Raw genomic sequence first — 23,981 nt, forward strand, 5'->3', positions numbered from 1 at the left:
ATTGCTGTTAAGATTGTGAATCTTGCTGTATAATAACAGGGGAGGTGATTGCCGTGCCAAATCGATTCCAACATTTCGACACCCGGCAAAAAATGAAGGGTGACAGCTATGAAATCTTCTATTATCAGGACCGGCACCTGGGGCCGGTGGCATTGCACCACCATGATTTTTACGAGGTGTATTTCTTTTTGGGGGGAAGTGTGGATTATCTGGTGGAGGGCCAGACCTACCAGCTGCAGCCGGGGGATCTGCTGCTGATCAGCCCGCTGGAGCTGCACCAGCCCATCATCCATCCGGACCGGGACCCCTACCAGCGGATCGTGCTCTGGATCAAGCCTGAGTTCCTGCACCGCTACTCCACCGCCGGCACAAGCCTTGTGCACTGCTTTGACATCAGCCGCCCGGCCCACACCAACCTGCTTCGGCTGGCGCCTCAGCAGCAGGAGCTGATCCGCCAAACGCTGGACGAGCTTCTGCGCCAGACGGCAACCGATCAGTTCGGCCGGGATATTCTGTGTCAGGCGCTGCTGCTGCAGTTCCTTGTGCAGCTGAACCGCCAGATTCGGGACGGCTCCGGCACGCAGGAGCCGGAAAAGGAGTCCAGCCTGACCGACCGGGTCATCGCCTACATCGGCGATCACTATGCTCAGCCGCTTTCGCTGGATGGACTGGCGGAGGAATTTTTCGTCAGCAAGTACCATTTGTCCCATGAATTTGCCCGCGTGATGGGCGTCAGCGTTTACCGCTACATTACCCTGAAGCGGCTGCTCATCGCCCGCCAGATGCTGACCACCGGGCTCCGGCCCAGTGTGGTATACGAGGCCTGCGGCTTCCGGGATTACGCGGGCTTTTACCGGGCGTTTAAGGCGGAATACGGCTGCAGCCCCACCGAGTTCACACAAACCTGATCCAACAGAAAACGCTGCCGGCTCCCTGTTTTGCAGGAAGCCGGCAGCGTTGTTTTTGCCTGCGATTACCGGAACTTCTCCGGCACCTGGTCGATGGTCGTCCAGGTCTTCATGGCTTCCTCAATGCTCATACCGTTTTCGATTGCGTCCTTACGCACAGCATTGACCGCCTGAATTTCCTTCATGCGCTCGCCGGTCAGGCTGTAATTCTTCATGGCCAGAAGCGTTGCTGCCCAGGCGATCATGGGAATGACGCAGAACAGAACGATGACCACTACGTTCATGCCCTCAGTGTAGGGGCTGTACTGGGTGGGCAGGATGTCCAGGCCGATCAGGCCGACGGCAATGCCTACCACGGTGGCGGACAGGCTGGAAACCAGCTTGTCTACCAGGCTGAACAGGGTGCCCATGATGCCGGGGATGTAGTTGCCGGAGCGATAGGTCTCGTAGTCCGAGCAGTCGGCAACCATGGGAATGGGCATGTCGGCGGTGGCATAGTAGGCACCATAGCCCACGCCGAAGAAGATGATGAACAGAATGGTGTACAGGTTGATGGACAGGCCATTCTCATCCAGGAGGGACAGGGTGAAGGCATCGCCGCGACCCCACAGGAGCAGCAGCACCAGAACGCCCACGTAGCAGATCAGCGCCACGCTCACATAGCGCATCAGGCTGGCCTTCTGGCCCTTCTTCTGGCTGGTGCGAACCGTGAGCAGGAAGAAGGGAACGCTGAACACGTAGCCCAGCACCATCATGGGCAGGTACAGACCGTCGTAGTTGCCCATCATGCAGCCGTACAGCATGCACAGCACGGTGGTGTTGGTGGCGATGGACAGGGCCAGCTTGCAGCCGGCGCCGGCAACCATCAGACGCTGCATGGGGTTGTTCTCGCGGATGATATTCAGGTACTCCTGAACCTTGACCTTCTCGGCCTTGCTGCCGCCGATACCGAAGTACTTGGGCTGGTCCTTTTCCCAGATGCCCACGATGGCCAGGATGGTGAGGATCACCGAAATGATGATGCCCACCGGGGCCAGAGCACGGAAGAACTCCGCGGAGGAATAGCCGGTCTCGAAGCTTTTTGCCAGGATGGGGGCAAAGAACTGCATGGCGCCCATGCCCAGCAGGCTGCCGATGGTGTTGAAGATGGTGAACAGCGGCCGCTGCTTGGGGTCATTGGTCAGAACGGTCTGACCGGAACGGGTGCAGCTGGTCTGGAAGGTATAGCCGATCACCCACACCGCATACAGAGCCACGAAAGCGGCGTAGCGGGCACCCATCATCTCGGCGGGGATTAGGGGAGTCAGGCCATACAGCACCAGAATACTAACCGCCATGATCACGTTGCCGATCACCATGAACGGACGGAATTTACCGAACTTGCCGTTGGTACGGTCCATCAGTGCGCCGATCACCGGGTCGGTGAAGGCATCGAATACGCGCATGCCCGTTACCATGGCCGATGCAAACAGAGTGCCCAGGCTCAGCACGTTGGCGCCGAAGGTGGCGATGTAGCTGAGCACCAGAACATAATAAACGTTTGTGGCGCCGTTGTTGAGCGGGAACAGTACCAGCTGGTACAGCTTGGCACGGTTTACGCCGCTGGACTGTGAAGCTTGTGAACTCATGACCTGTATTCTCTCCTTTTCCTGTAAATACACCGGCCGCCCGCCAGGCGGGCGGCCGGTGTGTTCAACTTACGCTGTTTTGGTTGTTTACTGCTGAACAGGCTTTACGGTTTTGCAGAAGCTGCTCACGATCAGCAAGATGCAGGCCAGAACCATGCAAACCGCGCAGGCCACCGTCACATAGAAGATGGTCCACCCCACGGTGTTGCCGGAGTTAAAGGAGAACAGGCCGGCAATCAGCATGATGCGCTGCAGTGTACACTGGCCGTAAACGTAGCTGTACAGCGCGATCGCTGCAATTACGGAAATCGCAGTGACCGGGTTGTGGTTGCCCATGCGGGCGGGGGCGACAGCAGCCAGAACGACCAGCACAACGCCGATCACGCCGGCAGCAATCACCAGGGGCAGGCCGGTGAGCGCATTGTCCACCGAGAGGACGCTGCTATATACGGCCAGGCCCAGACCTGCCGCGCCCAGAAGTGCGGCAAGCAGATTCAGATAAAATGCAATGCCCTTTTTCATGTTATTCTTCCTCCTTCTTGCGGATGGAGGTCACGCCATACATGACCACGCTCAGCACCAGCACAGCGCCGGAAACACCCGTCATACCATAGTAGATGGCACGCCACCAGGTCATCTGGCTCTCAATGTGGGTGGTTGCGTTGTAACGGTTCATCAAATGGCTTTCGGTCCAGGCGTAGATGTTTTTGTGAACAGCTTCCTTCAGTTTCATCTGAAGGTTGGCGTCACCGTCGATCATGTGAGCAGACAGCTTGCTGCCGTCAACCTGATTCTGGAACAGGCTGCAGTTTTCCAGAGTAGTGGTGCCGTAGAAACCGGACTGACCACGGGTATCGAAGCAGGTGGTACCAGCGTTCAGCACAGCGCTCCACAGATCCGTGTCATCGTAGATGTCGGTAACGGCGTAGCCGATAAAGCCCCACTCATTGGCAAGAATCTCGGTCATCAGCCCCTCGCTGGTGGTGCACTCGATGGAACCGATCTTGGAGAAGGATGTCATCAGGCCGCGCATGCCGGCATCGTTTTCCTCGGTGTCGTACTTGGTGGCCTCAAAGGCGATCTGATAGGCGCGCAGCTCTACCTCACGGGCACGCTGCTCGGTCATGTAGGGAGATACGCCGCCACGCTCAGATTCCTGGTCGTTAAAAGCAAAGTGTTTGGGAGCAGCAACCAGGCCGTAGTCCAAAGCGCCGATGGCAAATTCCATGGCGGCAACGCCGGACAGCACGGGATCTTCGGAGTAGTACTCGCCGTTACGGCCGTTGTAAGCGTGACGGTGGGTATTCAGACCGGGACCCCACAGGATATTGATGCCGGTGAACAGAGACTCAATGCCGGTGAACTCACCCAGTTCATACATCAGTTCCGGGTTGAAAGAGGCAGCGATCAGAGGCGCGTTGCCGAATACCTGAGGATGCCAGTTGCCGTTCACATCGCTGGAGGGGATAGCCCAGGGAGCATTGGGGTCCTTGGAAGCGTTCAGGCTTACAGCCACACCGTTACCAGCGTTCTCGGTCATGTAGGTTTCCACAGTGCCGATGGAGTCAGCGCCGGGGATGGACGGACCACCGAAGGAGAAGATGTACATGGCTTCTTCCAGGGTCAGCTGGTCCAGCAGAGAATCCCACTTGGGATCGTCGTAGGGCACACCGAACATCTCATAGAACTGGATGCCGTTGTCCTGGCCCCACAGAATATCGGAGGTATCATCCCCGGTCTGCAGGGTGTAGGTCTTGCCGTTCAGGTTGTTGATGAGTTCCTCGTTGGTGAGGGTCATCTCGGTGTAGCTCTTGGGATAGGTGCCGGCCCAGTCGCTGCGGGACAGGTAGGTCACCTCACCGGGCTGGTAGTAGTTCCAGTCTGCATAGGGCAGCTGGTTGGAGATTTTGTGGCCGGTTTTGGAAACAGAGAACATGGTCTTGGAGATGAAGTTCTCGTCGATCTGCTGCATGTAAGCCTGAGCGGGATTGCCCTCGCCTACCATGCGGGCAGCGTCCATACCCTGAGCGGCCATAATGTGATTCAGAGCGTCGTGAGCGCCGTTGCCCACTGCGAAGTAGTAAGCACCGGGGTCCATGATGTAGGTACCCATGGTGCCGTCGCCGTTGTCGTAGCTCTCATCGTAGCTGGCGATGTACTGCAGGTCCACACGAACGGGAACCACTTCAGAAGCGCCGGGCTCCAGAACGCTGCTCTTTTCAAAGTTCAGCAGCTGGATGGCAGACTTCTCAACGCCGCCGGCAATGTAGGGAGCCTGGCCGTAGATCTGCACAGAGGTCTTGCCGGGCACGTCGCCCACGTTGGTCACCTTCACATTGAAGGTGGCGTAAGCGCTGGGGGCGCCAGTCTCCTCGTCAACGCTGATATCGAACACGGGCTGACCGTCGAACTCATACTGGAAGTCGGTGTAGCTCAGGCCATAGCCAAAGCCGTAAGCCACTTCGTTGGCATAATTCCATTCTGTGTCGGAAGTATAGGCACCCACAGGGCTGGCAGCGTTTCCATTGCCGGCAACAGAATCATAATAACGGGTCTCATAGTAGCGGTAGCCCACATACAGGCCTTCGGCCTCAATGGTGTAGGAGCCGGGGGTAAAGCCCAGAACACCGCCGGTACGGTTGATCACTTCATCGGTGTTGCTGTAATACATTTTGCCCATGTTCTGCATGGCAGGAGCAGACATGTTATAGGTGGGGAAAATGTCGGCCAGGCCGCCGGAGGGGCTCACACGGCCGCTGATGATGTCGGCCACGCCCAGCATACCGTAGCAGCCGGGGAAACCAATCCACAGGATGGCATCAACATCAGGGTCGTTTTTCAGATCGCCGATCTCCATGGCCGAGGCACTGTTGATCAGGACGATTACGTTGTCGCTGGCCTGCTTTGCCATTTCGATGGCAGCGCGTTCGTTGTCGGTCAGGGCCAGAGGCTCCTCAGCGCCCAGGCCCTCTTTGATGCCGCCGGGCAGGAAGTCCTTGGACTCGGCACTGGGGCGGCCCAGCACAACGATGGCAGCATCGCCGTACTCGGCAAAGCTGGACTGGTAATCGCTGTTCACGCCGGCGATCTCATTCACAGAGGGTTCGCCGGGGTTGTAGATCTCTTCAGGATTTTCGTTGTTGGCATGGTTGTAGGTCTTGTTCAGTTCCTTATAGACCTCCACCATAGTGGGGTTGATATTCAGGCCCGCACCCTCGAACTCGAACTCGTCGCCGCTCCAGGACTCCATGGTCTTGCTTACACTGGTGGCCTCTTCACGGGTGGTGGCGTTGGTGTTCTGGGTAGTGGTGATGGTGTTGGCGAAATCGGTCTTGTTCTGAGACAGAGCCTGCTCCAGGCTGATGAATGGGCCCTGAGCCTTAACGCCGAAGCTGGAACCGATCAGGGGCACATGGGAACGGATGCCCAGCAGGGTCACGTTGGAACCGCTGGCAAGGGGCAGGCCCTGGCCGTTCTCGGTGTTGTTCTTCAGCAGAACAGCGCCTTCGGCAGCCTCCCGGCGATTCAGATCAATGGCTGCCTGGATCAGGGCGTGAGAGTTGCCGGTACCATCCTCGTTCAGCAGTTCCGCAGGGGGGGTGAACTTATCGTACAGGGGATTTTCTGCATCGTTTTTCGAAGTCAGCACCTCGCTGGAAGTACCCAGATAGGTGTCGATGGTGGCAGCGTTGGCTTCCAGCGCATTGCCCAGAATGATGGACAGGCACATGGTAAAGCACATAGCGCCGCTCAGGCCGCGCCACAACGCTTTTTTGGTCGACTGTTTCATAGTTGCGTGTTTCCTCCTTTTATTGTTTCCACAATGGTGTGGTCGCCGTTTTCAACCGCAGTGAACCGACCTCCTTTCCATGCTCTTGCATGGTTTTGGAAAGGCTTACACCCAGTTTGCGCTGGTGCTCTTGCCTTTTTTCAGCTTGTAAGCCGGATTGGGGGCTTCAACATGGCGCAGTGCGGCGGTGTCGGTGCAGCTGCCGGCCACTGCCTTCAGCTTGACCTTCCCCTCCAGCGGCACGCGGAAGGTGAATACCTTGCTGCCGGACTTTTCCTCCAGCAGCTTTCCGTTCACATACAAGCCGACCTTGGGCTGGTTGGAGTACACCTTCACGGTGGTCATCTTTTCCGGGCGGTCCATATAGCGGCTGCCCGCAATGTGAACGAAGGCCTCGCTGCTCCAGTATGCCTTGTACAGATAGAAGCTGTCCTTCTTGGTCTTGCGGTCAAAGGTTACCAGACCCTTGTGGTTCATGCCCGGTTCGCCGCCCTGGTCGCGGGCATCTGCCGCGAAGTCGAACATATTCCAAACGTGAGTGCTCCACATGTAGGGATGACGCTCGAAGCATTTCAGCAGGAACTCGTGATAGATGGCCTGGTATTCCTCGGTGTGGTCGCCGCGGCGGGGCTTGGAGGAATGCAGGTTGGGCATGCCCTCGCAGCCGTATTCGGAATAGCCCAGGCAGCGGTTGGGGTAGACCTTGTGGAAGAAGCTGATCCACCAGTCGTTCAGGAACAGGCCGGGCACATACCAGCCCAGATACAGGTTCCAGGACACGATGTCGGACAGATGGGCCACCCGGTTGAAGGGGCCGCACATGGCGTAGCAGGCCAGGCTGGTGGGGCGGGTCTCATCCATGCTGTGGCACAGCTCGTTGAGCACCCGGTGGTTGTCCAGCATGTCCGCCTTATCCTTGGTGGAGATGGTGATCTCGTTGGAAAGACCCCAGGTCACGATGCTGGCATGGTTGTAGTTCTGCACGATCAGCTCTTTCATCTGGCTGATGGTGTTTTCCCGGCCATTGGGCATGTGCTCGGAAATGTAGGGGATCTCGGCCCAGACGATCATGCCGTATTCGTCGCACAGATCATAGAAATACTGATCGTGCTGATAATGGGCCAGACGGATGGTGTTGGCGCCGATCTCCCGGATCAGAGCCATATCCTCGTCGTGATGGGCGCGGGTGAGCGCGTTGCCGATGCCCTTGCGGTCCTGGTGGCGGGAAACGCCGTGCAGAGGATAACGGCGGCCGTTCAGGAAGAAGCCCTCCTTCGGGTCCACCCGGAAGGTGCGCACGCCGAAGCGGCAGCCGATCTCATCCACCACGCTGCCGTTTTCCACAAGGCGAAGGGTGGCGTTGTAGAGGTAAGGGTCGGCCACGCCGTCCCACAGATGCACGTTTTCAATGCGCAGAGTCACATCGGTGCCGGTACCCTTGGCTACCTGGTTGCCCTCCCGGTCGGTGAGGATCACTTCCACGTTGGGGGACTCCACATTGCACCAGCTCTCCACCCGGACCTCGCCGTCGGAGCCCTTTACCTTCGGGGTGACCTTCAGGCCGGGGCCGCCGAAATGATCCATGGCAAAGCGATGCTTGCTCACGACGATCAGGCTCACATCCCGGTAGATGCCGCCGTAGAAGGTGAAGTCGGCCTTCTGGGGATATACCCGGTCGTTGACGCTGTTGTCCACATGGACGACCAGCTGATTGTCGGCGCTCAGCAGCTCGGTGATGCAGCTCCGGAAGGTGGAGTAGCCGCCGTCGTGATGGATCACCATCTGGCCGTTCAGCTCCACATCGGCGCTGGCGTTCACACCTTCAAACTGCAGATAGACATCCTGGGTGGCAGGGTCAAACGCCGGGGCCGCAAAGCTTTTCCGGTAAACGCAGGTTCCGCGCCAGTAATCGTTGCCGCCGTCCTGGCCGTCCACTGCGTTCCAGGTGTGGGGAACATTCACCACAGAGTCGGTACCGTCGGGACCGGTGAAGGTCCACTGCCGGTTTAAATTGATTGTTGTTCTCATGAATCGCCCTCCATGCCCGCGCATCTGACGGGGTGTTTTGCAACTTCGTTTCGATGTTTTAAGCTTATAATATATGAGGCAGGCATTTCAATCGCTTTCCCCAAGTGGTGCAAATCGTGGCATATGTGGCATTTCTGTTGCCAAATTAATTTGTTAATTTTTGTGCAAAAAGCATATAGACAAAAGAAAAATCCGGCTTTTCAGCGCGAAGCAGAAGACGATGCGTGGAGAAAAAGAGCTGCTCGGGAAAAGGTTTGACCCGCAAAGCAGTTCTCAAAGCCAATATAAATAAGGTATACCGATGCCTGTTTTGAAAGGAGGATGTTCCGGCACAAGATGGGATTCGCCCGGCTGAGCGTGATGGATAAAGTTAAAACCACAAAACCCGCCGTTCCTCACAAGCAGTTGGGAACGGCGGGTTTTGTTTACAGAAAAATTTACGCTTTTGCGCCGGGAATCACAAAGGGCGGATGAGCACCGCGCCCTTGCCGGCGTTTTTCACCTCATAGAGGACCTGGTCTGCCGTGCGGTACAGCTCGGAAAACTCCCGGGGCAGCTGCCCGTATACGCCGCCGATGGAGACCGAAGAGCGGGCTGCGGGCCAGTGCTTTTGGGTGAGCGCCTGATAGCTCTTTACCACGCTGTTCAGCTTGCGCTCCAGCACGCCCAGGTCCCGGGGCGCTGAGAAGAACACGCCAAACTCATCGCCGCCCAGCCGGAACAGGATGTCGGTGCGGCGGAAGGTGTGGGTGAGCAGGGCTGCAAACTCATGCAGCGCCCGGTCGCCCTGCTGGTGGCCATAGAGGTCATTCACCTGCTTGAAATTGTCCAGATCCATAATGACGAACAGATATCCGCCGCTGCTGTGCATGGCATTTTCGATCCGGTTCTGGCCGGCCTTTCGATTGAAAAGACCGGTGAGGGGGTCCTTATCGGCGGCCTTTTCCAGGTCCTTTTTGGCATTGATCTGTTCGGAGATGTCCACCAGCACGCTGATGATGGCCTCGCGGCCATTGTCGGCAACGGTCTTTCGGCCAATGTCGTGGACCCACATGTCGGTGCCGTCCCGGCGCTTCATGCGGTACTGTACCTCGTACTGATCGCCCTTGGCCAGGGCCTGCGCCACCACCATTTTCACAAACTCCCGGTCATCCGGGTGGATGCTGTTGATCACCAGGCCCTGAATCTGGCGGGAGAACTCCTCATAGCTCTGGTAACCGGCCATCTGCAGCATTCGGTCGTTGGCCACATAAAGCGGGAAGCCGTCCTCCACGTAGCCGCCCACCACACCGCCCGGCATGAGCTGCGCAAGGATCTCGATCAGTTCCTTCTGGGTGCTGCGGTTGATCTGGCTGGTGCCCTGCAAAGCGAAGGACAGAGGGAAGAACTCGCCCTCCTCCTGGGTGTGGCTTGCCTCGGAGGCGTGCATGGTATCGATGAACCAGCGCTCGCCCTCCAGATGGAAGCCGGCGGTCAGGCGGATGTGATAGATCACATGAATGCCGTATTCCGGCTGCTCCAGCCCGATGTGAACATCACAGAAGCAATCCCAGCAGGTGGTCGCCCGCTGGTGCTGGGTGTAGTTGTCGATTTTATAGCTGAGCGGCCAGGGCACGGCCTGAAGCTCGTCTCGCAGAAGGCGGTGGAACTGCTCCTTGTTGACGGCTACCTCGCCATCGCCGGTTCCCACGCTGATAAAATTCGGAGAGAGCAGCGCCAGCGTGCCTTCCGGGTCCCGAAGCTGGAAATATCGAAGGCAGAATTCGTTCAGCCAGGTACGGACCTGACTGCCGGGCAGTGCATTGTTGGTCATGGCTCCTCCTTCTCGTTTGTTGCCGGGGCTTCTCCGGCGCCGCCGGAGATAAGGCGGTATACATCCTCCAGCTCCATGGGGCGGTAATAGTAAAAGCCCTGGATCATGTCGCAGCCGGATTCCCGGATCATCCGGTTCTGGGCCGGGGTCTCAACGCCCTCCATACATACCTTTTTGCCGAACCGGTGGCAGGCGTATACGATGCTGGAGAGGAAGTTCATCTTGTCCTCCGAGGCGGCCATCTCCAGCAGCAGAGAACGGTCCAGCTTGATGATGCTGGAAGGATATTGCAGCAGCATGCGCAGCGAGGAATACCCGCTGCCGAAATCGTCCAGTGCGATGCCGATGCCCATCTCATGGCAGGCATCCACGAAGCGCATCAGGTGTTCGGGCTGCTCGTCCATGCAGCTTTCGGTCATTTCCGCCACCAGGCGCTCGCTGCTGACCCGGTATTTTTCCAGGGTGGCGCGCATGAAGTCGGTGAATTTCTCGTCGGACAGCTGCTGCAGGCTCACGTTGAAGGTAAGATAAAACTCCGGCATGCAGGCGGCAAGGCGCATGCAGTTGCAGGCCGTCTGCTCAAAGACCCAGCGGCCCGCCAGCTGGATCAGGTTGCCCTTTTCCAGCAGGGGGATAAAGATGGCGGGAGAAACATCCCGCCCCTGGAAGGACCAGCGCAGCAGGACCTCGCCGCCCACCACCCGGCCATCCTGTGCGGAGACCACCGGCTGGATCACGATGCGGAAATTTTCCATGCCCCGCAGCACGTCCCGGCTCAGGGCCAGGGCGATGTTGGACATGTTTTTGATCTTCTCGCCGTTTTCGGGAGAATCCACCACATACAGCTGGCGGGAATCCTGCTTGGCGACCTTGATCAGCGAGACCATTTTCTCCACAAAATCCGAGGGGGAGAGCTGGTCCTTGGGGCAGTCCATCAGGGCAAAGGAGCAGGGATGATGGACCGAAAGGCCCACGCTCCGGTAACCGGCCTCCACGATCTCACGGATCTGGTGCACCAGCTCCTCCCGGCTCTCGGCACAGGCCGGGTCCACCAGGGCCAGGCAGCGCATGCCCTCCAGCCGGTAAAAGGACATTTTGCCCATCAGATTTTTCATCAGCTCGTCGGCGATGTTGCTCACCAGATGGTCGCTGTAGGTGCGGCTGCGGGCGTTGTTCAGTTCGGTAATGCTGTTCAGGCTGAAGCCGATGGCAAGGCATTGCTGGCCGGTCTGCCGCAGCTGATCCATCCGCCCGAACATGGCGGTGACCCGGGGGAAATTGGTCACCGGGTCCACCACGAAGTCGTCGTCCTGATGGGTGACCCGCCCGGCGAAGAAGAGGGGCTTGGTCTTGTCCTCGCTCCATTGCATCAGGCCGAAGCAGCGAATCCAGACGGTTTTGCCCGCGGCGTTGCGGATCTGATAGCGCAGATCATGCACGGTGCGCTTTTCCTGCAGCATGGTCTGAATCTGGCGGCGGTACATGTCCCGGTACTGCGGGGAAGGGATGCGCTTGGCCCATTCCTTCAGAAGACCCGGCACCACATTGCTGCGGAAGCCGAATTCATCCCGCATATTGTCGGAAATATAGAACAGATCCTTTGCCATGTCGCCGAAATAAAAATAGCTTACGGTGTTCTGCTGGGAAATGGACTGGAACAGGAATTCCATGTCGTGGTAGGTAGAGGCCAGGAAATGGTAAAACAGGCTGCTTTTGTCCGCCGCGGCATTTTCCGGGCGGCGGTCGCTTTTGCGCCGGTCAATACCGGGGATGGAGCCGTTGATCCGGTAGTAGTCCCGTTTGTCCTGGTACATAACATGGTCGGCCTGGCCGATCAGTGCGTCCAGATCAAAGGGAGGCTGATCGGACCAGGCAAACCCCACGGCCATGTGATGCTGGTCCTGCTGAATGCGCTGGCGCAGCGACTGGATGTTTTCCTCAAAGCGCTCCCGGGGCAGGTCCCGGAACAGAGCCACGAACTCGTCACCGCCGGAGCGGTAGATCCAGGGGGTCTGCAGAGTCTCCTGCAGCAGAGCGGCGCAATGGCGGATCAGCCGGTCACCTGCGTCGTGCCCCAGCGAATCGTTGGTCTGCTTGAGACTGGTAATGTCACAGTAGATCACGCCCAGCTGGCTCAGACCGCCCAAACGGGTATCCTGCTCGAACATAGCGTTCATGGCGTTGCGGTTGTAAAGATTGGTAAGAGGATCGTGGTAGCTTAAGGTGTGCAGCCTGCGCAGCAGATCCCGGCGGCCCAGCAGCGAGGCCACGAAGCGGCCCACCACATTGATGATGGGCGCAAGCATGCCCATCATCTCCCGATTGGGATTGTCCACCCCCAAAAAGCCGATCACCTTGCCCTCGCTGGTCACCGGCCCTGCCGCCAGAGTGGTCACATCCTGGGGCTTGAGCATGGCATAGACCATGGGATACTGCAGGCGGATATCCTCCAGATCCCGGATCAGGATCACCTCATCCCGGGAGAATACCTGCATCCACCAGTCGATGCTGGAAAGGGGCACGCCCTGCAGAATGTCTTTCTGAGGGGTGACACCCTCCCGACACCATTCATAGGTGTTGTCCACCTGCTCATCGGTGCCGATCTCAAACACGTAGGCACGGTCACACTGGAAGGTTTGGCCCAGATAACTCAGCAGCAGTTCCAGCGCATCGTTTGGATTGGTGGTGGAGAAGATCTGCCGCATGCATTCATTCAGGATGGTTTCGCTGCGGGCGTAATAGTAGGGTGTATTGCATATGACCTCGGCGTCCACATCCACGGCAACCTCGATGCGGTAGCTGTGACCCTGCTCGGTCAGCAGACTGTCCTTGATCAGATAGCGTTTGTTGAAGACCGGGTTTTTGTGAACCCAGGAGAGAAAATGTTGTTCTTTCAGCTGATGGTTGTTGCAGAATGCGCAGGGCTGGGTACTGCCCTGCAGAACCTCGTAGCAGCGTTTGCCGGCGTAGTCTGCGGTCTGCTGATAGCCCAGTGATTCCCGCAGCCGGCGATTCATGTAGACCAACTGGTGCGTTTTTATATCTGAGATATAGACGAACTCGTCCATCTCCTCGAAAAAGCGTTGCAGATGCTCCATCATATGCATCGATTCTCCCCTCTGTGCTTCCGGTGGCTCTGCCGCCCGGTCCCTATCTTTTCCATTATAACACAAAAAAATACCCGGCTGGGAACCAGCCGGGTTAAGGAAGGAAAGAAAACGATGGGGAAAATGCCTTGTGCGCTCCAAAACGAAGCGGGGAAACAGGAATTTATCCCTGCTTTGACCGAAACAGTGCCGGTGTGAGGAGAGAGGACCGGCAAGCCCGGGCGGAGCTTGGCCGATGCGTTACCGGCGCTTCAGGAAGAACCACAGGCCAACGGCACCGCAGCCGCATACCCCGACCAGGCCGGCCAGCACAAGCGCGGGCTTGGACTGGAGCAGACCGCCGGACGAAGAGGAGTTCGCGGTGGCGGGTTCACTGGAGGGACTCGGTGTGGCGGAAGGCTGCTCTGTGGGCTGCACAGTGGGGGGAGCTGTGGGCTCCGCCGAGGGAGTGGCAGAGGGAACTGCCGTGGGCTGTGCAGTGGGACGCGAAGGACGGATCACAGCGGTGCTGGGGGGAATGGTAGCAGCAGGTGCCGCAGTGGGTTGCGCCGCAGGTGCTGCGGTAGGCTGCGCTGCGGGAGCCGCAGTGGGTTGTGCTGTGGGAGCAGCAGTAGGCTGCGCCGTGGGGATGGCAGTAGGCTGCGCTGTGGGAACTGCAGTGGGCTGAGCGGTGGGAACAGGGCTGGGAGTCACGGTGGGAGCGGGTTTTTCAAAAACAGTGAAGGAAAAACTGGCGCTCATGCCCTGATATGTTACAGTAGCCTGTCGGGTGCCGGTCTGGGTGGTGTCGAAGCCGGTCAGCGTGTACTCTCCGCTGCTCAGCTCTCTGGGACCGGAGGCATAGTTGGCGAATACCCGCAGTCCCTGGGTAGAAACCTCATCGCCCTGATGGTAAGAGGTAAGAGAAGGCGGTGTGACCGATATGGACAGCAGGGAATCGGTCACATCGGGGGCGTTGAAGCGGATCATAGCTTTGCCGTCCATATGGTAGGAGGTGAACAGGCGGTCGCCGAATACGGTCAGAGTCGCGTTGCTGCCGCCTTTGTCCACGCGCTCACCCACCGGAGTGAACGTGCCGTTTACCAGCTGATAGACCTGCAGGTCTTTGGCCGAAGCACCATTGGGTGCGGCCAGCAGGAAGGTGGTATCCGTGCCGAAGGCCAGGCGGGGTTCGTAGGCGGCGCGGTCCAGCTTGGCGAGATCGTTCCAGGTGTCGCCGTCCAGCTGCTTCAGCACCGGGGTCTCGCCGCCCAGGGCAGCCAGCAGACCGTTGCTGCCGGCGGCCAGATCATAGGAGCTGGCACTGCCCGGGCTGGCCAGGCGGGAGAAGCCGCCATCCTGCGCCTGATAGATCAACAGCTCGTTGTTGTTGGTCACATCCTGGAAAGCCAGATACACCTGGCCCTGGCTGGTCACTGCGACCTTCGGATTGTCGAACATCCGGCCGGAGGCACAGTAGCCCTGCCGCATCAGACCGCTTTTGGTGATGGTGGCATAGCCTGCCTGGGCATAGCCGCCGGTCACATAGGCCAGATGCAGGGTCCCGCCTTGGGCGGTAAGAGAGTAGTCGTCCACATCCGGCAGCAGGCCAAGGCTTTTCCATGCGCCATCTGCCAGCATGGACAGGTACAATGCGCCGTCGCTGGCGCGCCATGCGACCACCGGGATGTCGCGCAGGCTGGTCAGAGTCACCCGATCGAAGCCGCCCGCCTGAGTGAGAGGCTGCGCGGTTACAGGGGCCCAGCCGGGGTCAGCAAAGGCGTAGAGCTGCAGCTCATCACCGGTATAGGGCAGATCGTAGCCGACGGCCATGATCTGGCCGCGGATCGGCCCCTGGGCCAGCGCTGCGCCGGAGTGAGCGGGGAACTGGGCATCCTGCCACAGGGTCTGAGGATCTGCCTGGGGAATGGTGACCGAGAAGGTCATGGACCCGTTCTGGGCCGAGGAGACATCCGAAATCACGATGCCGGAATTGGTGCCATCCGAGAAGGTGAGCGCACCCTGGGCCAGCCCGGCATTCGGGTCCGCACTGCCGATGGAGGTGCGGCCGCTCTCGGCAGAGAGGAAAGCGTTGCCCACGGTGGCCCGCTCGCTGCCCTCCACATAGCCGTTCTGGCCGGGCTGGGGGCGGAATACGTACACGCCGGTGGAGCCGAAGTAGTTGCTCAGGCCGTCCACCGTGGTGTCCACCCGGTAGACGATGAGGCCGGTGCCGCCGACGCGGGAGTCCAGAGTATCGTCGCTGTAGGGGGAGGTCTGGCGGCGCATCTCCACCACAAACAGCTCATAGGGATTGCGCTGCGAGCGGATCACATAGGCCTGGTTGCCGGCTTCGCCGGGGGCGCAGATGGAAACGTTCCGGGTCGAGCTGGTCAGTTCGGGAAGCTGGGTCCAGCCGGTGAAATGCGCGCGCAGATAGGCCAGCGGCCAGCTCAGATACCGGGAGGAAAGGGCCATGATATCCCAGGCCCCCACCGGGACCGAGCCGTCCCGGGTGTACAGGTCCGGGTAGCCCAGGGTGTGCAGGAATTCATGGCAGATCACGCCGGAGCCGTCCGCCTGGGTGGAGTCCAGCAGACGGTCGGTGTTCAGCATGTTGTAATTGGCCACCTCTTTGCCGCTGTACTGCAGGCCGGCGGGCAGGGTGTTCTGATGCGGGTACAGCGAGGGCGGCGAACCGGTGGTGTTGTCCGCCTTGCCCAGCAGCACCACACTCAGGTTGTCGATGCAGCCGTCACCGTCGTAGTCCAGAGTCTGACCCTGCAGCGCGGGGAGCTGCCGCACCAGCTCGGTGAGAATCGAGGAGTCAATGCTGCTGGTCTGAGCCTGCTGGATGGCGAACGGCAGTTCGCAGGCGGTAAGGGTCTGGCCATCCCACTGAGGGAAGATGTTGTGTACCCGGAACTGACCACCGGAGATGGTGTTCATGTACTGGCGGAAGGAGCGGCCCTGTTCGCCGTCGTAAAGCTCCATCAACGCCTGGGCACGGCTTTTGTCCGGCTGGGCGGAAGGGGCGTTGAAATAGTCCTTATTTGGCTCGTCGCTGAAATAGGCGAAAAGTACCACGTTGGCAAACTCCCGGGGCGGTTGGCCTTCTGCCCGGGCAGGCAGAAGAAGGCCGCCGGCAGGCGCCATGCAAAGCACTAGGGCAAGCAGAGTGGCGATGCAGCGTTTGATCATTGAGAATCCTCCATTCATGCAGTTAAAAACGAGAACTTGCTCTGCGAAAATGGGCGTATATTTTTATTATACAAAACAAGTGGGAAAAGAAAAGCCCCGGATAGCCCCAGATGGAATGAATTTACAATAGGTTTACAGGCTGTAAAGGTTACATAAAGGTTTGCCCTCACATATCTTTCACCCTTTGCACGGCGGCTTTTCACAAACTGCCGATAAAATAGGTTCGGTTTCCCGGCGGCAAACCGGCCCCGGGGGAAGGTTTTATTATCTACAAGGGGGAATCATGATCGATGAGTAAGGTGAAAACGGCCCTTGGCCGGGTGGGCGGATGCCTGGGACGGCACAAAAAGGCCCTGATTGCAGTGGTGTTGATTCTGGCGCTTGCGGCGGCCGGACTGTGGTATTTCCGGCTGCGGAGGCCTTCCATGCCCGTGGCGGTGCAGGGGGGCAGCTATGTGCGCACCGTGACCCTGCAAAAGGGTACGCTGGATGACTCCATCAGCGCCAGCGGTACCGTGGAGAGCAGCGATGTGTCCAACGTGACCACCGACCTGAAATACACCGTGAAGACGGTAAATGTGCAGGTGGGCGATATGGTCGAGGCGGGAGATGTGATCTGCACCCTGGACACCGAGAGCCTGGAAAAGAGCATTGAAAAGGCCAAGGAGGCCCTGGCGGACAGCATGGCCCAGGCAGAAAAGAACTACCAGAAGGCCCAGGAGAGCCTGGCCGAGGCCCAGACCAACGCAAGCGAGGCCAAGACCAAAATGGACGAGGCGGAGAGTGAGAAAAACGACGCCTGGTCCGCCTACGACAGTGCCCGCAGCAAGGTGAGCTCCTTCCAGAGCGAGGCGGACAGCGCTGCTGCCTGGCAGGAGAGCGCCCTGAGCGCTCTGAACGATGCCATGGCGGTGACGGCCCAAAAGCAGACCGCCTACAACGATGCCTATGGCGCCTGGAAGACCGAGAGTGACCGGCAGCTGGCGGCGGGGTATCAGCCCGCCGAGGGCGACGCGGAAAAGCTGGCCGGACTGAAGAGTGCAATGGATAATGCCCAGGTCCAGCTGGATGCGGCAAATGCGGCCCAGGCCAGCGCCCAGACGGCCTATGATCAGGCTGCCGTGCAGGCACAGGAGAAGCAGAAGGCCCTGAGCGATGCACAGAACACCGTGGGGCTGACCGGCCTGCAGACCACCTACCAGCAGGCGCAGTCTGCCTATGAGCAGGCCAAGACCGCCTATGAGCAGGCGGTGAAGACCCAGGAGACCGCCCAGGATACCTGCGACGACGCACTGGAGAGCTACAACAAATCCACCGAGAGTGACGAGCTGACCGATCTGCAGGAGCAGCTGGAGCAGTGCACCCTGACCGCCGAGACCGGCGGCAAGGTGACCGCAGTGAACGCCACCGTGGGCAGCATGATCGAGGGCGCGGCGGCTACCATTCAGAACACGGATTCTTTGAAGGTGGTCATCACCATTCCGGAATATGACATTGAGAGCGTGCAGGTGGGCATGACCGCCCGCATCACCAGTGATGTGACCGACAAAGAGGTGAACGGCACCCTGAGCCAGATCTCGCCCACCGCCACCGGCGGCGGTTCCTCCTCCAGCAGCTTTGCGGCGGAGGTGACCGTCAATGATGCGGACAGCGGCCTGCTGATCGGCACCAACGCCAAGGTGGAGATCATCCTTTCCACCACCGAGGACGTGTTCACCGTTCCGCTGGATGCCATTGGCGAAAATGAGGCGGGCGAGAGCGTGATCTATGTGCAGACCGGCGAGGAAGACGGCGAGCCGGTGTTTGAGGAAATGGCCGTGACCGTGGGCGAGCAGAACGACTACTACGCCCAGATCAGCGGCGCGGAGCTGGAAGAAGGCATGGTAGTGCGCGCGGCGGCTGACGCGGAGGAAGCCACCGAAGAGCTGGATATGGGAACCATGATGCCCGGCGAGATGAGCGGCATGGCCCCCGCGGGAGAAGGCGGTATGCAGGGCCCGGTGGTCATTGCTGCCCCCGCGGATGGCGGTGGCGGCGGCCGCGGCGGCATGGGCGGCGGCCCGGCGATGGGAGGCTGATGCAGATGCAGCCGATCATTGACATGCAGGGCATTGTGAAACGGTATTATATCGGCAAGCCCAACGAGCTGGAGATCCTGCACGGAATCGACCTGCAGGTATATCCCGGGGAATTCGTGGCCATCGTGGGTGAGTCCGGCAGCGGTAAGTCCACCCTGATGAACATCATCGGCGCGCTGGACCGGCCCACCGAGGGCAGCTATACGCTGGACGGTGTGGACATCACCCGCGCGAAGGACAAGGAGCTTTCGGTCATCCGTAATCGGAAAATCGGCTTTGTGTTCCAGACCTTCAATCTGATCGGGCGCACCAGCGCCCTGAAAAATGTGGAGCTGCCCATGCTCTACGCCGGAGTGCCCGCCCGGCAGCGCACCCAGCGGGCGAAGGAGCTGCTGGAGATGGTGAACATGAGCGAGCGGGCCCGCCACCAGCCCAACGAGCTTTCCGGCGGCCAGAAGCAGCGGGTGGCCATCGCCCGGGCGCTGGTGAACCAGCCTGCACTGCTGCTGGCGGACGAACCCACCGGCGCGCTGGATTCCGCCACCAGCCGTACCGTGATGGATATCTTCCACCAGCTGCACGCCAGAGGCATGACCATTGTGCTCATCACCCACAGCCAGGAGCTGGCCGCCGAGTGCGAGCGCATCCTGACCCTGCGGGACGGCCGGTTTGTGGGCGAGAGAAAGGGGGCGGGACGCAGTGCAGCTGTTTGACAACATCCGCCTGGCCTTCGGCAGTCTGTGGGCCAACAAGCTGCGGGCGCTGCTCACCATGCTGGGCATCATCATCGGCATTGGCTCGGTGATCGCCATCGTCACGCTGGGCGACTCGCTCACCGGTTCCATCACCGACAGCCTGCAGGGCTTCGGCATCAACAACATCACCGTGAGCCTGCAGCGAAAATCTGAGGACGATGAAACCACCGGCGGTGCGGTGCGCATGTTCGGGCTGGAGAATCCCTCCAGCGAGGACCTGTTCACCGACGCCATGATCGAGGAATTCCGCACGGTCTACCCGGAGCAGATCTATGCCATTGCGCTGAGCCGGAGCCTGGGCAGCGGTCAGGTGCAGCAGGATGACACCACCGTGCAGGTGAGCGCCATGGGCGTGAATGAGGAATACGCTCTGGCCAATGACCTGGAGCTGCTGCACGGGCGCTTCATCAAGGATTCCGACGGTGAGCGTCAGATCGCCGTGGTGAGCGATGTGTTCTGTGAAAGTGTGTTCGGCACCAGCGGCGCGTCGGTGCTGGGGCAGGAATTTGAGCTGACGGTGAATGGCCAGCTGCTCAAGTTTTACGTGGCCGGTGTTTATGAATACGATGACGACGGCTTTGTGAGCATGACCGGGTCCGATCCGGTGACCGAGCTGTATCTGCCCATGGAAGCGGCCCAAAAGCTCAGCGGCGGCGAGAGCGGCTACCAGAGCTTTACCGTGGTGGCCGCCTCCGGCACCGATACGACTGCCTTTCTGGAGCAGGTGGAAAGCTTCTTTGCCAGCTTCTACACCCGCAACGAGAGCTACACCGCCACGGCCTCCAGCATGGAGAGTATGCTGGAGGAGATGACCAGCATGCTGAACACCGTGAAGCTGGCCATCAGTGCCATTGCGGCCATCAGTCTGCTGGTGGGCGGCATCGGCGTGATGAACATCATGCTGGTGAGCATCACCGAGCGCACCCGGGAGATCGGCACCCGCAAGGCACTGGGCGCGCCGGGCTTTGCCATCCGGATGCAGTTTATCACCGAGGCGGTGGTCATCTGCCTGGTGGGCGGCGCACTGGGTGTGGCGCTGGGCGTGGGCCTGGGCGCGGCAGGCGCAGGGCTGCTGGGCTATGCGGCAAAGCCCAGCCCTTCGGCCATCGGCCTGGCGGTTGGCTTCTCCATGCTCATCGGTGTGTTCTTCGGTTACTACCCGGCGGGCAAGGCCGCCAAGATGGACCCCATCGAGGCGCTGCGTTACGAATAACGCCTTGACAAAACCGCAAAGCGGCGGTATCCTGTTGAAAGCATACGGGGAATGAGGCACTCCCCCGGCGGGCCGGATGCGCCCGCCCAAACCGCCTGTTCGGGCTGATGGCTTCTGTGATCTGTGAATCACGGGGCCGTCAGCCCTTTTTGTGCGTATGGGGAAGGCTTCGGCAAGGGGGAACCAATGAAAGAAATCGGAAAACAGGCGCTGCGGCTGCTGGCATTGTGTGCGGTGGCGGCGGCAGTGGGTGTGGCGGCCGGCGCGCTGGCCGCGGTGTTCGGCCGGGGATTGCTGGCCATTGGTGCGGTGCGGGACGCGCATCCCGGCCGGTGGCTGCCTTTTCTGCCTCTGGCGGGCGCAATTATTGCCTGGTGTTACCGGCGTTGGGGCAGTCGGGCGGGCCGGGGCATGGGACTGGTGATCGACGCGGCCTTTGACGAGGAAGAACGGATTCCCCGGCGGCTGATCCCCATGATCTTTCTGTCCACCTGGGTTACCCATCTGTTCGGTGGCAGTGCCGGGCGTGAGGGGGTAGCGGTGCAGATGGGCGCAGCTTTGGGCCGGGGAGCGGGTCGTCTGCTGTCAATGCAAAACGCAAAAAAATTGCTGCTCAAGGCCGGTATGGCAGCAGGTTTTGGCGGATTGTTCCGCACCCCTTTTGCGGCGGCGCTGTTTGCGGTGGAGGTCACGGCGGTAGGACGGCTGGATCTGGAGGCGCTGCTGCCGGTGCTGACGGCATCGCTGGCAGCCAGCTGGACCAGCGGTGCGCTGGGACTGGAAAAATTCACTGTGGAGCTGACCGGTTTGCCCGTGCTGGACGGGAGCATCACGCTTCGGCTGGCTTGCCTCGGGATCTGCTTCGGCCTTGCGGGCGCGCTGTTCGCGGAGAGCCTGCGGCGGGCAAAAGCGGTGCTGGGACGACGGATGCAGAATCCGGTGGCCCGGGCTGCGCTGGTGGGAGCAGTGGTGGCGGCGGCGAGCCTTGCCTGTCACTGGGGCCGGTATTCCGGCCTGGGCACCAACCTGATTACAGCAGCCTTTTCGGACGGTACGGTTTACTGGTACGACTGGCTGGTCAAGCTGGCCTTTACCGTGGTGACTCTGGCCGGCGGCTTCCAGGGTGGTGAAGTTACACCGCTGTTCTCCATCGGTGCATCGCTGGGCGTATGGCTGGCTCCGCTGGCAGGAGTTCCGGTGCCGATGGCTGCGGCGGCGGGCTACTGCGCGGTATTTGGATCGGCCAGCCGTACCCTGCTGGCTCCGGCGCTGATTGCGGGTGAGGTGTTCGGCTGGGCGTTTTTGCCCTTTGGTTTGCTGTGCTGTGCAGCGGCCCGAGTGTGCAGCGGCAACGCCACCATCTATCCGGCCCAGCGCACGGAATAAGAATTGCAAAACAGGTCCTCAGCGGGTATACTGGAAGCAGAACATTGTCCGCGGGCTGCGGGCTTTACTGAAACATGGAAATGAGGCGTTTTGCGATGAGCTATACCTTTGGATTCATCGGTGTGGGCAACATGGGCGGCGCGCTGGCCCGGGCGGCCTGCCGCTGGAACCCCCGCCAGGTGGTGCTGACCAACCGGAGCATGGAAAAGGCCATCTCTCTGGCCGAGGAGCTGGACTGCGACGTGGCGATGGACAACGCCACCGTGGCCCGGGAGGCCAAATTCATCTTTCTGGGCGTAAAGCCCGCCGGCATGGGCCAGGTACTGGCCGAGCTGGCCCCGGTGCTGGCCCAGCGGACCGACCGGTTCGTGCTGGTAAGCATGGCCGCGGGCCTGCAGCTGGACCGTCTGGCCCAGATGCTGGGGCGGCCTGCCCCCATGCTGCGCATCATGCCCAATACGCCGGTGGCCATCGGCCAGGGCATGATCCTGTACACCGCCGGCCCCGGTGTGGACCGGGAGGATCTGGAGGAGTTCCTCATCAAGATGGACGCCGCCGGACGGTTCGACGCCATCGACGAAAAGCTGATGGACGCGGGCAGCTCGGTGTCCGGCTGCGGGCCTGCTTATGTGTACCAGTTCATTGAGGCTTTGGCGGACGGCGGCGTGGAATGCGGCCTGCCCCGGGCAAAGGCACTGGAATATGCCGCCCAGACCCTGGCGGGCGCGGCCCAGATGGTACTGGAGACCGGCAAGCATCCCGGCCAGCTGAAGGACGAGGTGTGCAGCCCCGGCGGCAGCACCATCGCCGGAGTGCACGCGCTGGAGGAGGGCGGCCTGCGGGCCGCGGCCATCAACGCGGTGGTCAGAAGCTTTGCAAAGAACAAGGAGCTGGGCAAGCAGTGAGCGAATACAACATCAAGCTGGTGGGGCTGGACATCGACGGCACTCTTTTGAACAGCAAAAATCAGATCAGCCCCCGCAATCATGCGGCCATCCGGGCGGCCATCGACGCGGGCTGCCGGGTGATCCCGGCCACCGGCCGGCCGCTGCGGGGCGTGCTGCCGGAATTTCTGCAGATCCCCGGCGTGGACTACGCGGTTACCGCCAACGGAGCCACCGTGATTCGGCTGGCCGACCGGGAATTCGTGATCAAAAACTGGCTCAGCCGTCAGCGGGTCCAGCAGCTGTATCGGGCCACCGAGGGCCTTTGGCGGGTGTTCGATGTGTTCGCCGGGGGAAGCGGCTACAGCGAGCAGAAAAACCTGGATGCCGCTGAGGAGTGGGCGCCCCGCAATATGGCCAACTATATGAGGCTGAGCCGCCAGCCGGTGGAGAGCATGCCGGAATTCATTGCCTCTCAGGAGGGCTTTGAGAAATGCACCATGTTCTTTACCAATGAGGAAAATCGGCAGAAGGCCCGGCAGATCGCTCAGCAGATGGGCGGCTTTGCCATTGTGTCCAGTGAAACCAACAATCTGGAAATCAGCGATGAGGGTGCAACCAAGGGCCTGGCTCTGCTGGAGCTGGGCCGGATGCTGGGGCTGGAAAAGAGCCAGGTGATGGCCTGCGGCGACTCGGAAAACGACCTGGCCATGCTGGAATCGGTGGGCCTGGGTGTGGCCATGGGCAACGCGCCCCGCTTCATTCAGGAAAAGGCCGCCGCGGTCACTGCCACCAACGACGAGGACGGCGTGGCCCTGGCACTGGAAAAATACGTGCTGGGCAGGTGATGCAGCAGTGGATTTCCTGCGGGAAAAGGGCATTATTGCGGCGAACCTTTGTCTGATCGCCGGGCTGCTGTTTTTCAGCCCGCTGTTTCTGGTGGGGCTGGCGCTGTGGGCGGTCAGCCTGGCGGTGCACCTGCGCCGGGAATCGGCAAGGGGCATGAAGCTGTTTTACGGTGCTTTGTGCCTGCTGGTGAGCTTGTGGTTTTTGTCGGCGCTGGCCCGGCAGCTGGCGATTCTGGCCGGCTGGATTTGAATAGTAACAGAGAAACAAAAAAGAAGGAGCCCGAACTGAACTGCACCCCATTTGTTAGACAGTATGATATACTGAATAACAAATGGGGTGCTTTACTATGCCGAAAGGAATAC

At 60.1% G+C, this 23,981-nt stretch carries 15 protein-coding genes and 1 riboswitch; of the genes, 8 read left to right on the forward strand and 7 right to left on the reverse strand.

From position 1 onward, the window contains the following. Positions 1–53: 53 nt before the first annotated feature. Positions 54–908, forward strand: coding sequence for an AraC family transcriptional regulator (locus tag B5F28_RS11525; protein WP_247643476.1), 855 nt, complete (start codon positions 54–56; stop codon positions 906–908). Between the two features lie 65 nt (positions 909–973). On the opposite strand, the gene B5F28_RS11530 is transcribed toward B5F28_RS11525, so the two are convergent. The 7 genes from B5F28_RS11530 to B5F28_RS15320 all read right to left on the reverse strand — a co-directional run bounded on the left by B5F28_RS11530 (position 974) and on the right by B5F28_RS15320 (position 16,454). After that, on the reverse strand, positions 974–2,536 hold the full coding sequence (locus B5F28_RS11530) for an MFS transporter (RefSeq protein WP_087296036.1): 1,563 nt from the start codon (positions 2,534–2,536) through the stop codon (positions 974–976). An 87-nt stretch (positions 2,537–2,623) separates the two neighbouring features. Continuing rightward, complete coding sequence (locus B5F28_RS11535) at positions 2,624–3,058, reverse strand: hypothetical protein (RefSeq protein WP_087296037.1); 435 nt, start codon at positions 3,056–3,058, stop codon at positions 2,624–2,626. 1 nt (position 3,059) lies between these two features. Then, positions 3,060–6,326, reverse strand: coding sequence for a glycoside hydrolase family 3 C-terminal domain-containing protein (locus B5F28_RS11540; RefSeq protein WP_087296038.1), 3,267 nt, complete (start codon positions 6,324–6,326; stop codon positions 3,060–3,062). A gap of 105 nt (positions 6,327–6,431) precedes the next feature. Then, positions 6,432–8,354 (reverse strand): glycoside hydrolase family 2 protein, encoded by a 1,923-nt coding sequence (locus tag B5F28_RS11545; RefSeq protein ID WP_087296039.1) that lies wholly within the window; start codon positions 8,352–8,354, stop codon positions 6,432–6,434. A 457-nt stretch (positions 8,355–8,811) separates the two neighbouring features. After that, positions 8,812–10,167, reverse strand: coding sequence for a diguanylate cyclase domain-containing protein (locus tag B5F28_RS11550; RefSeq protein ID WP_087296040.1), 1,356 nt, complete (start codon positions 10,165–10,167; stop codon positions 8,812–8,814). Further along, entirely contained in the window at positions 10,164–13,268 is a 3,105-nt protein-coding gene (locus B5F28_RS11555; protein ID WP_158097590.1) for an EAL domain-containing protein, read from the reverse strand. The genes B5F28_RS11550 and B5F28_RS11555 overlap by 4 nt, the downstream gene beginning before the upstream one ends. Before the next feature lie 246 nt (positions 13,269–13,514). Continuing rightward, a complete protein-coding gene (locus tag B5F28_RS15320) occupies positions 13,515–16,454 on the reverse strand; it encodes a bacterial Ig-like domain-containing protein (RefSeq protein WP_158097591.1) in 2,940 nt (979 codons plus the stop codon). Between the two features lie 290 nt (positions 16,455–16,744). On the opposite strand from B5F28_RS15320, the gene B5F28_RS11565 reads away from it, so the two are divergent. The 7 genes from B5F28_RS11565 to B5F28_RS11595 all read left to right on the forward strand — a co-directional run bounded on the left by B5F28_RS11565 (position 16,745) and on the right by B5F28_RS11595 (position 23,868). Then, positions 16,745–18,532, forward strand: a complete 1,788-nt coding sequence (locus B5F28_RS11565; protein ID WP_087296042.1) for an efflux RND transporter periplasmic adaptor subunit — start codon at positions 16,745–16,747, stop codon at positions 18,530–18,532. 5 nt (positions 18,533–18,537) lie between these two features. Further along, positions 18,538–19,245: an ABC transporter ATP-binding protein gene (locus B5F28_RS11570; RefSeq protein ID WP_343212759.1), complete on the forward strand. Its 708-nt coding sequence runs from the start codon at positions 18,538–18,540 to the stop codon at positions 19,243–19,245. Beyond that, a complete protein-coding gene (locus B5F28_RS11575) occupies positions 19,232–20,500 on the forward strand; it encodes an ABC transporter permease (protein WP_087296044.1) in 1,269 nt (422 codons plus the stop codon). Before B5F28_RS11570 ends, B5F28_RS11575 begins: the two co-directional genes overlap by 14 nt. A gap of 38 nt (positions 20,501–20,538) precedes the next feature. Next, positions 20,539–20,624, forward strand: a riboswitch (Fluoride riboswitch). A 62-nt stretch (positions 20,625–20,686) separates the two neighbouring features. Continuing rightward, positions 20,687–21,886 (forward strand): chloride channel protein, encoded by a 1,200-nt coding sequence (locus tag B5F28_RS11580; RefSeq protein ID WP_087296045.1) that lies wholly within the window; start codon positions 20,687–20,689, stop codon positions 21,884–21,886. 95 nt (positions 21,887–21,981) lie between these two features. Further along, a complete protein-coding gene (gene proC, locus B5F28_RS11585) occupies positions 21,982–22,791 on the forward strand; it encodes a pyrroline-5-carboxylate reductase (protein WP_087296046.1) in 810 nt (269 codons plus the stop codon). Next, positions 22,788–23,618, forward strand: a complete 831-nt coding sequence (locus B5F28_RS11590; RefSeq protein WP_087296047.1) for a Cof-type HAD-IIB family hydrolase — start codon at positions 22,788–22,790, stop codon at positions 23,616–23,618. The genes proC and B5F28_RS11590 overlap by 4 nt, the downstream gene beginning before the upstream one ends. Positions 23,619–23,625: 7 nt before the next feature. Then, entirely contained in the window at positions 23,626–23,868 is a 243-nt protein-coding gene (locus B5F28_RS11595) for a hypothetical protein (protein ID WP_087296048.1), read from the forward strand. Positions 23,869–23,981: the final 113 nt, after the last annotated feature.

Source organism: Gemmiger sp. An194, from assembly GCF_002160145.1.
Taxonomy (GTDB): domain Bacteria; phylum Bacillota; class Clostridia; order Oscillospirales; family Ruminococcaceae; genus Allofournierella.

What these genes read in the sequence shown, in the direction of transcription:
- B5F28_RS11530 (WP_087296036.1), bottom strand. Translation starts at nt 2,536, where the DNA reads ATGAGTTCACAAGCTTCACAGTCCAGCGGCGTAAACCGTGCCAAGCTG.
- B5F28_RS11535 (WP_087296037.1), bottom strand. Translation starts at nt 3,058, where the DNA reads ATGAAAAAGGGCATTGCATTTTATCTGAATCTGCTTGCCGCACTTCTG.
- B5F28_RS11540 (WP_087296038.1), bottom strand. Translation starts at nt 6,326, where the DNA reads ATGAAACAGTCGACCAAAAAAGCGTTGTGGCGCGGCCTGAGCGGCGCT.
- B5F28_RS11545 (WP_087296039.1), bottom strand. Translation starts at nt 8,354, where the DNA reads ATGAGAACAACAATCAATTTAAACCGGCAGTGGACCTTCACCGGTCCC.
- B5F28_RS11550 (WP_087296040.1), bottom strand. Translation starts at nt 10,167, where the DNA reads ATGACCAACAATGCACTGCCCGGCAGTCAGGTCCGTACCTGGCTGAAC.
- B5F28_RS11555 (WP_158097590.1), bottom strand. Translation starts at nt 13,268, where the DNA reads ATGATGGAGCATCTGCAACGCTTTTTCGAGGAGATGGACGAGTTCGTC.
- B5F28_RS15320 (WP_158097591.1), bottom strand. Translation starts at nt 16,454, where the DNA reads ATGATCAAACGCTGCATCGCCACTCTGCTTGCCCTAGTGCTTTGCATG.
- B5F28_RS11565 (WP_087296042.1), top strand. Translation starts at nt 16,745, where the DNA reads ATGAGTAAGGTGAAAACGGCCCTTGGCCGGGTGGGCGGATGCCTGGGA.
- B5F28_RS11570 (WP_343212759.1), top strand. Translation starts at nt 18,538, where the DNA reads ATGCAGCCGATCATTGACATGCAGGGCATTGTGAAACGGTATTATATC.
- B5F28_RS11580 (WP_087296045.1), top strand. Translation starts at nt 20,687, where the DNA reads ATGAAAGAAATCGGAAAACAGGCGCTGCGGCTGCTGGCATTGTGTGCG.
- proC (WP_087296046.1), top strand. Translation starts at nt 21,982, where the DNA reads ATGAGCTATACCTTTGGATTCATCGGTGTGGGCAACATGGGCGGCGCG.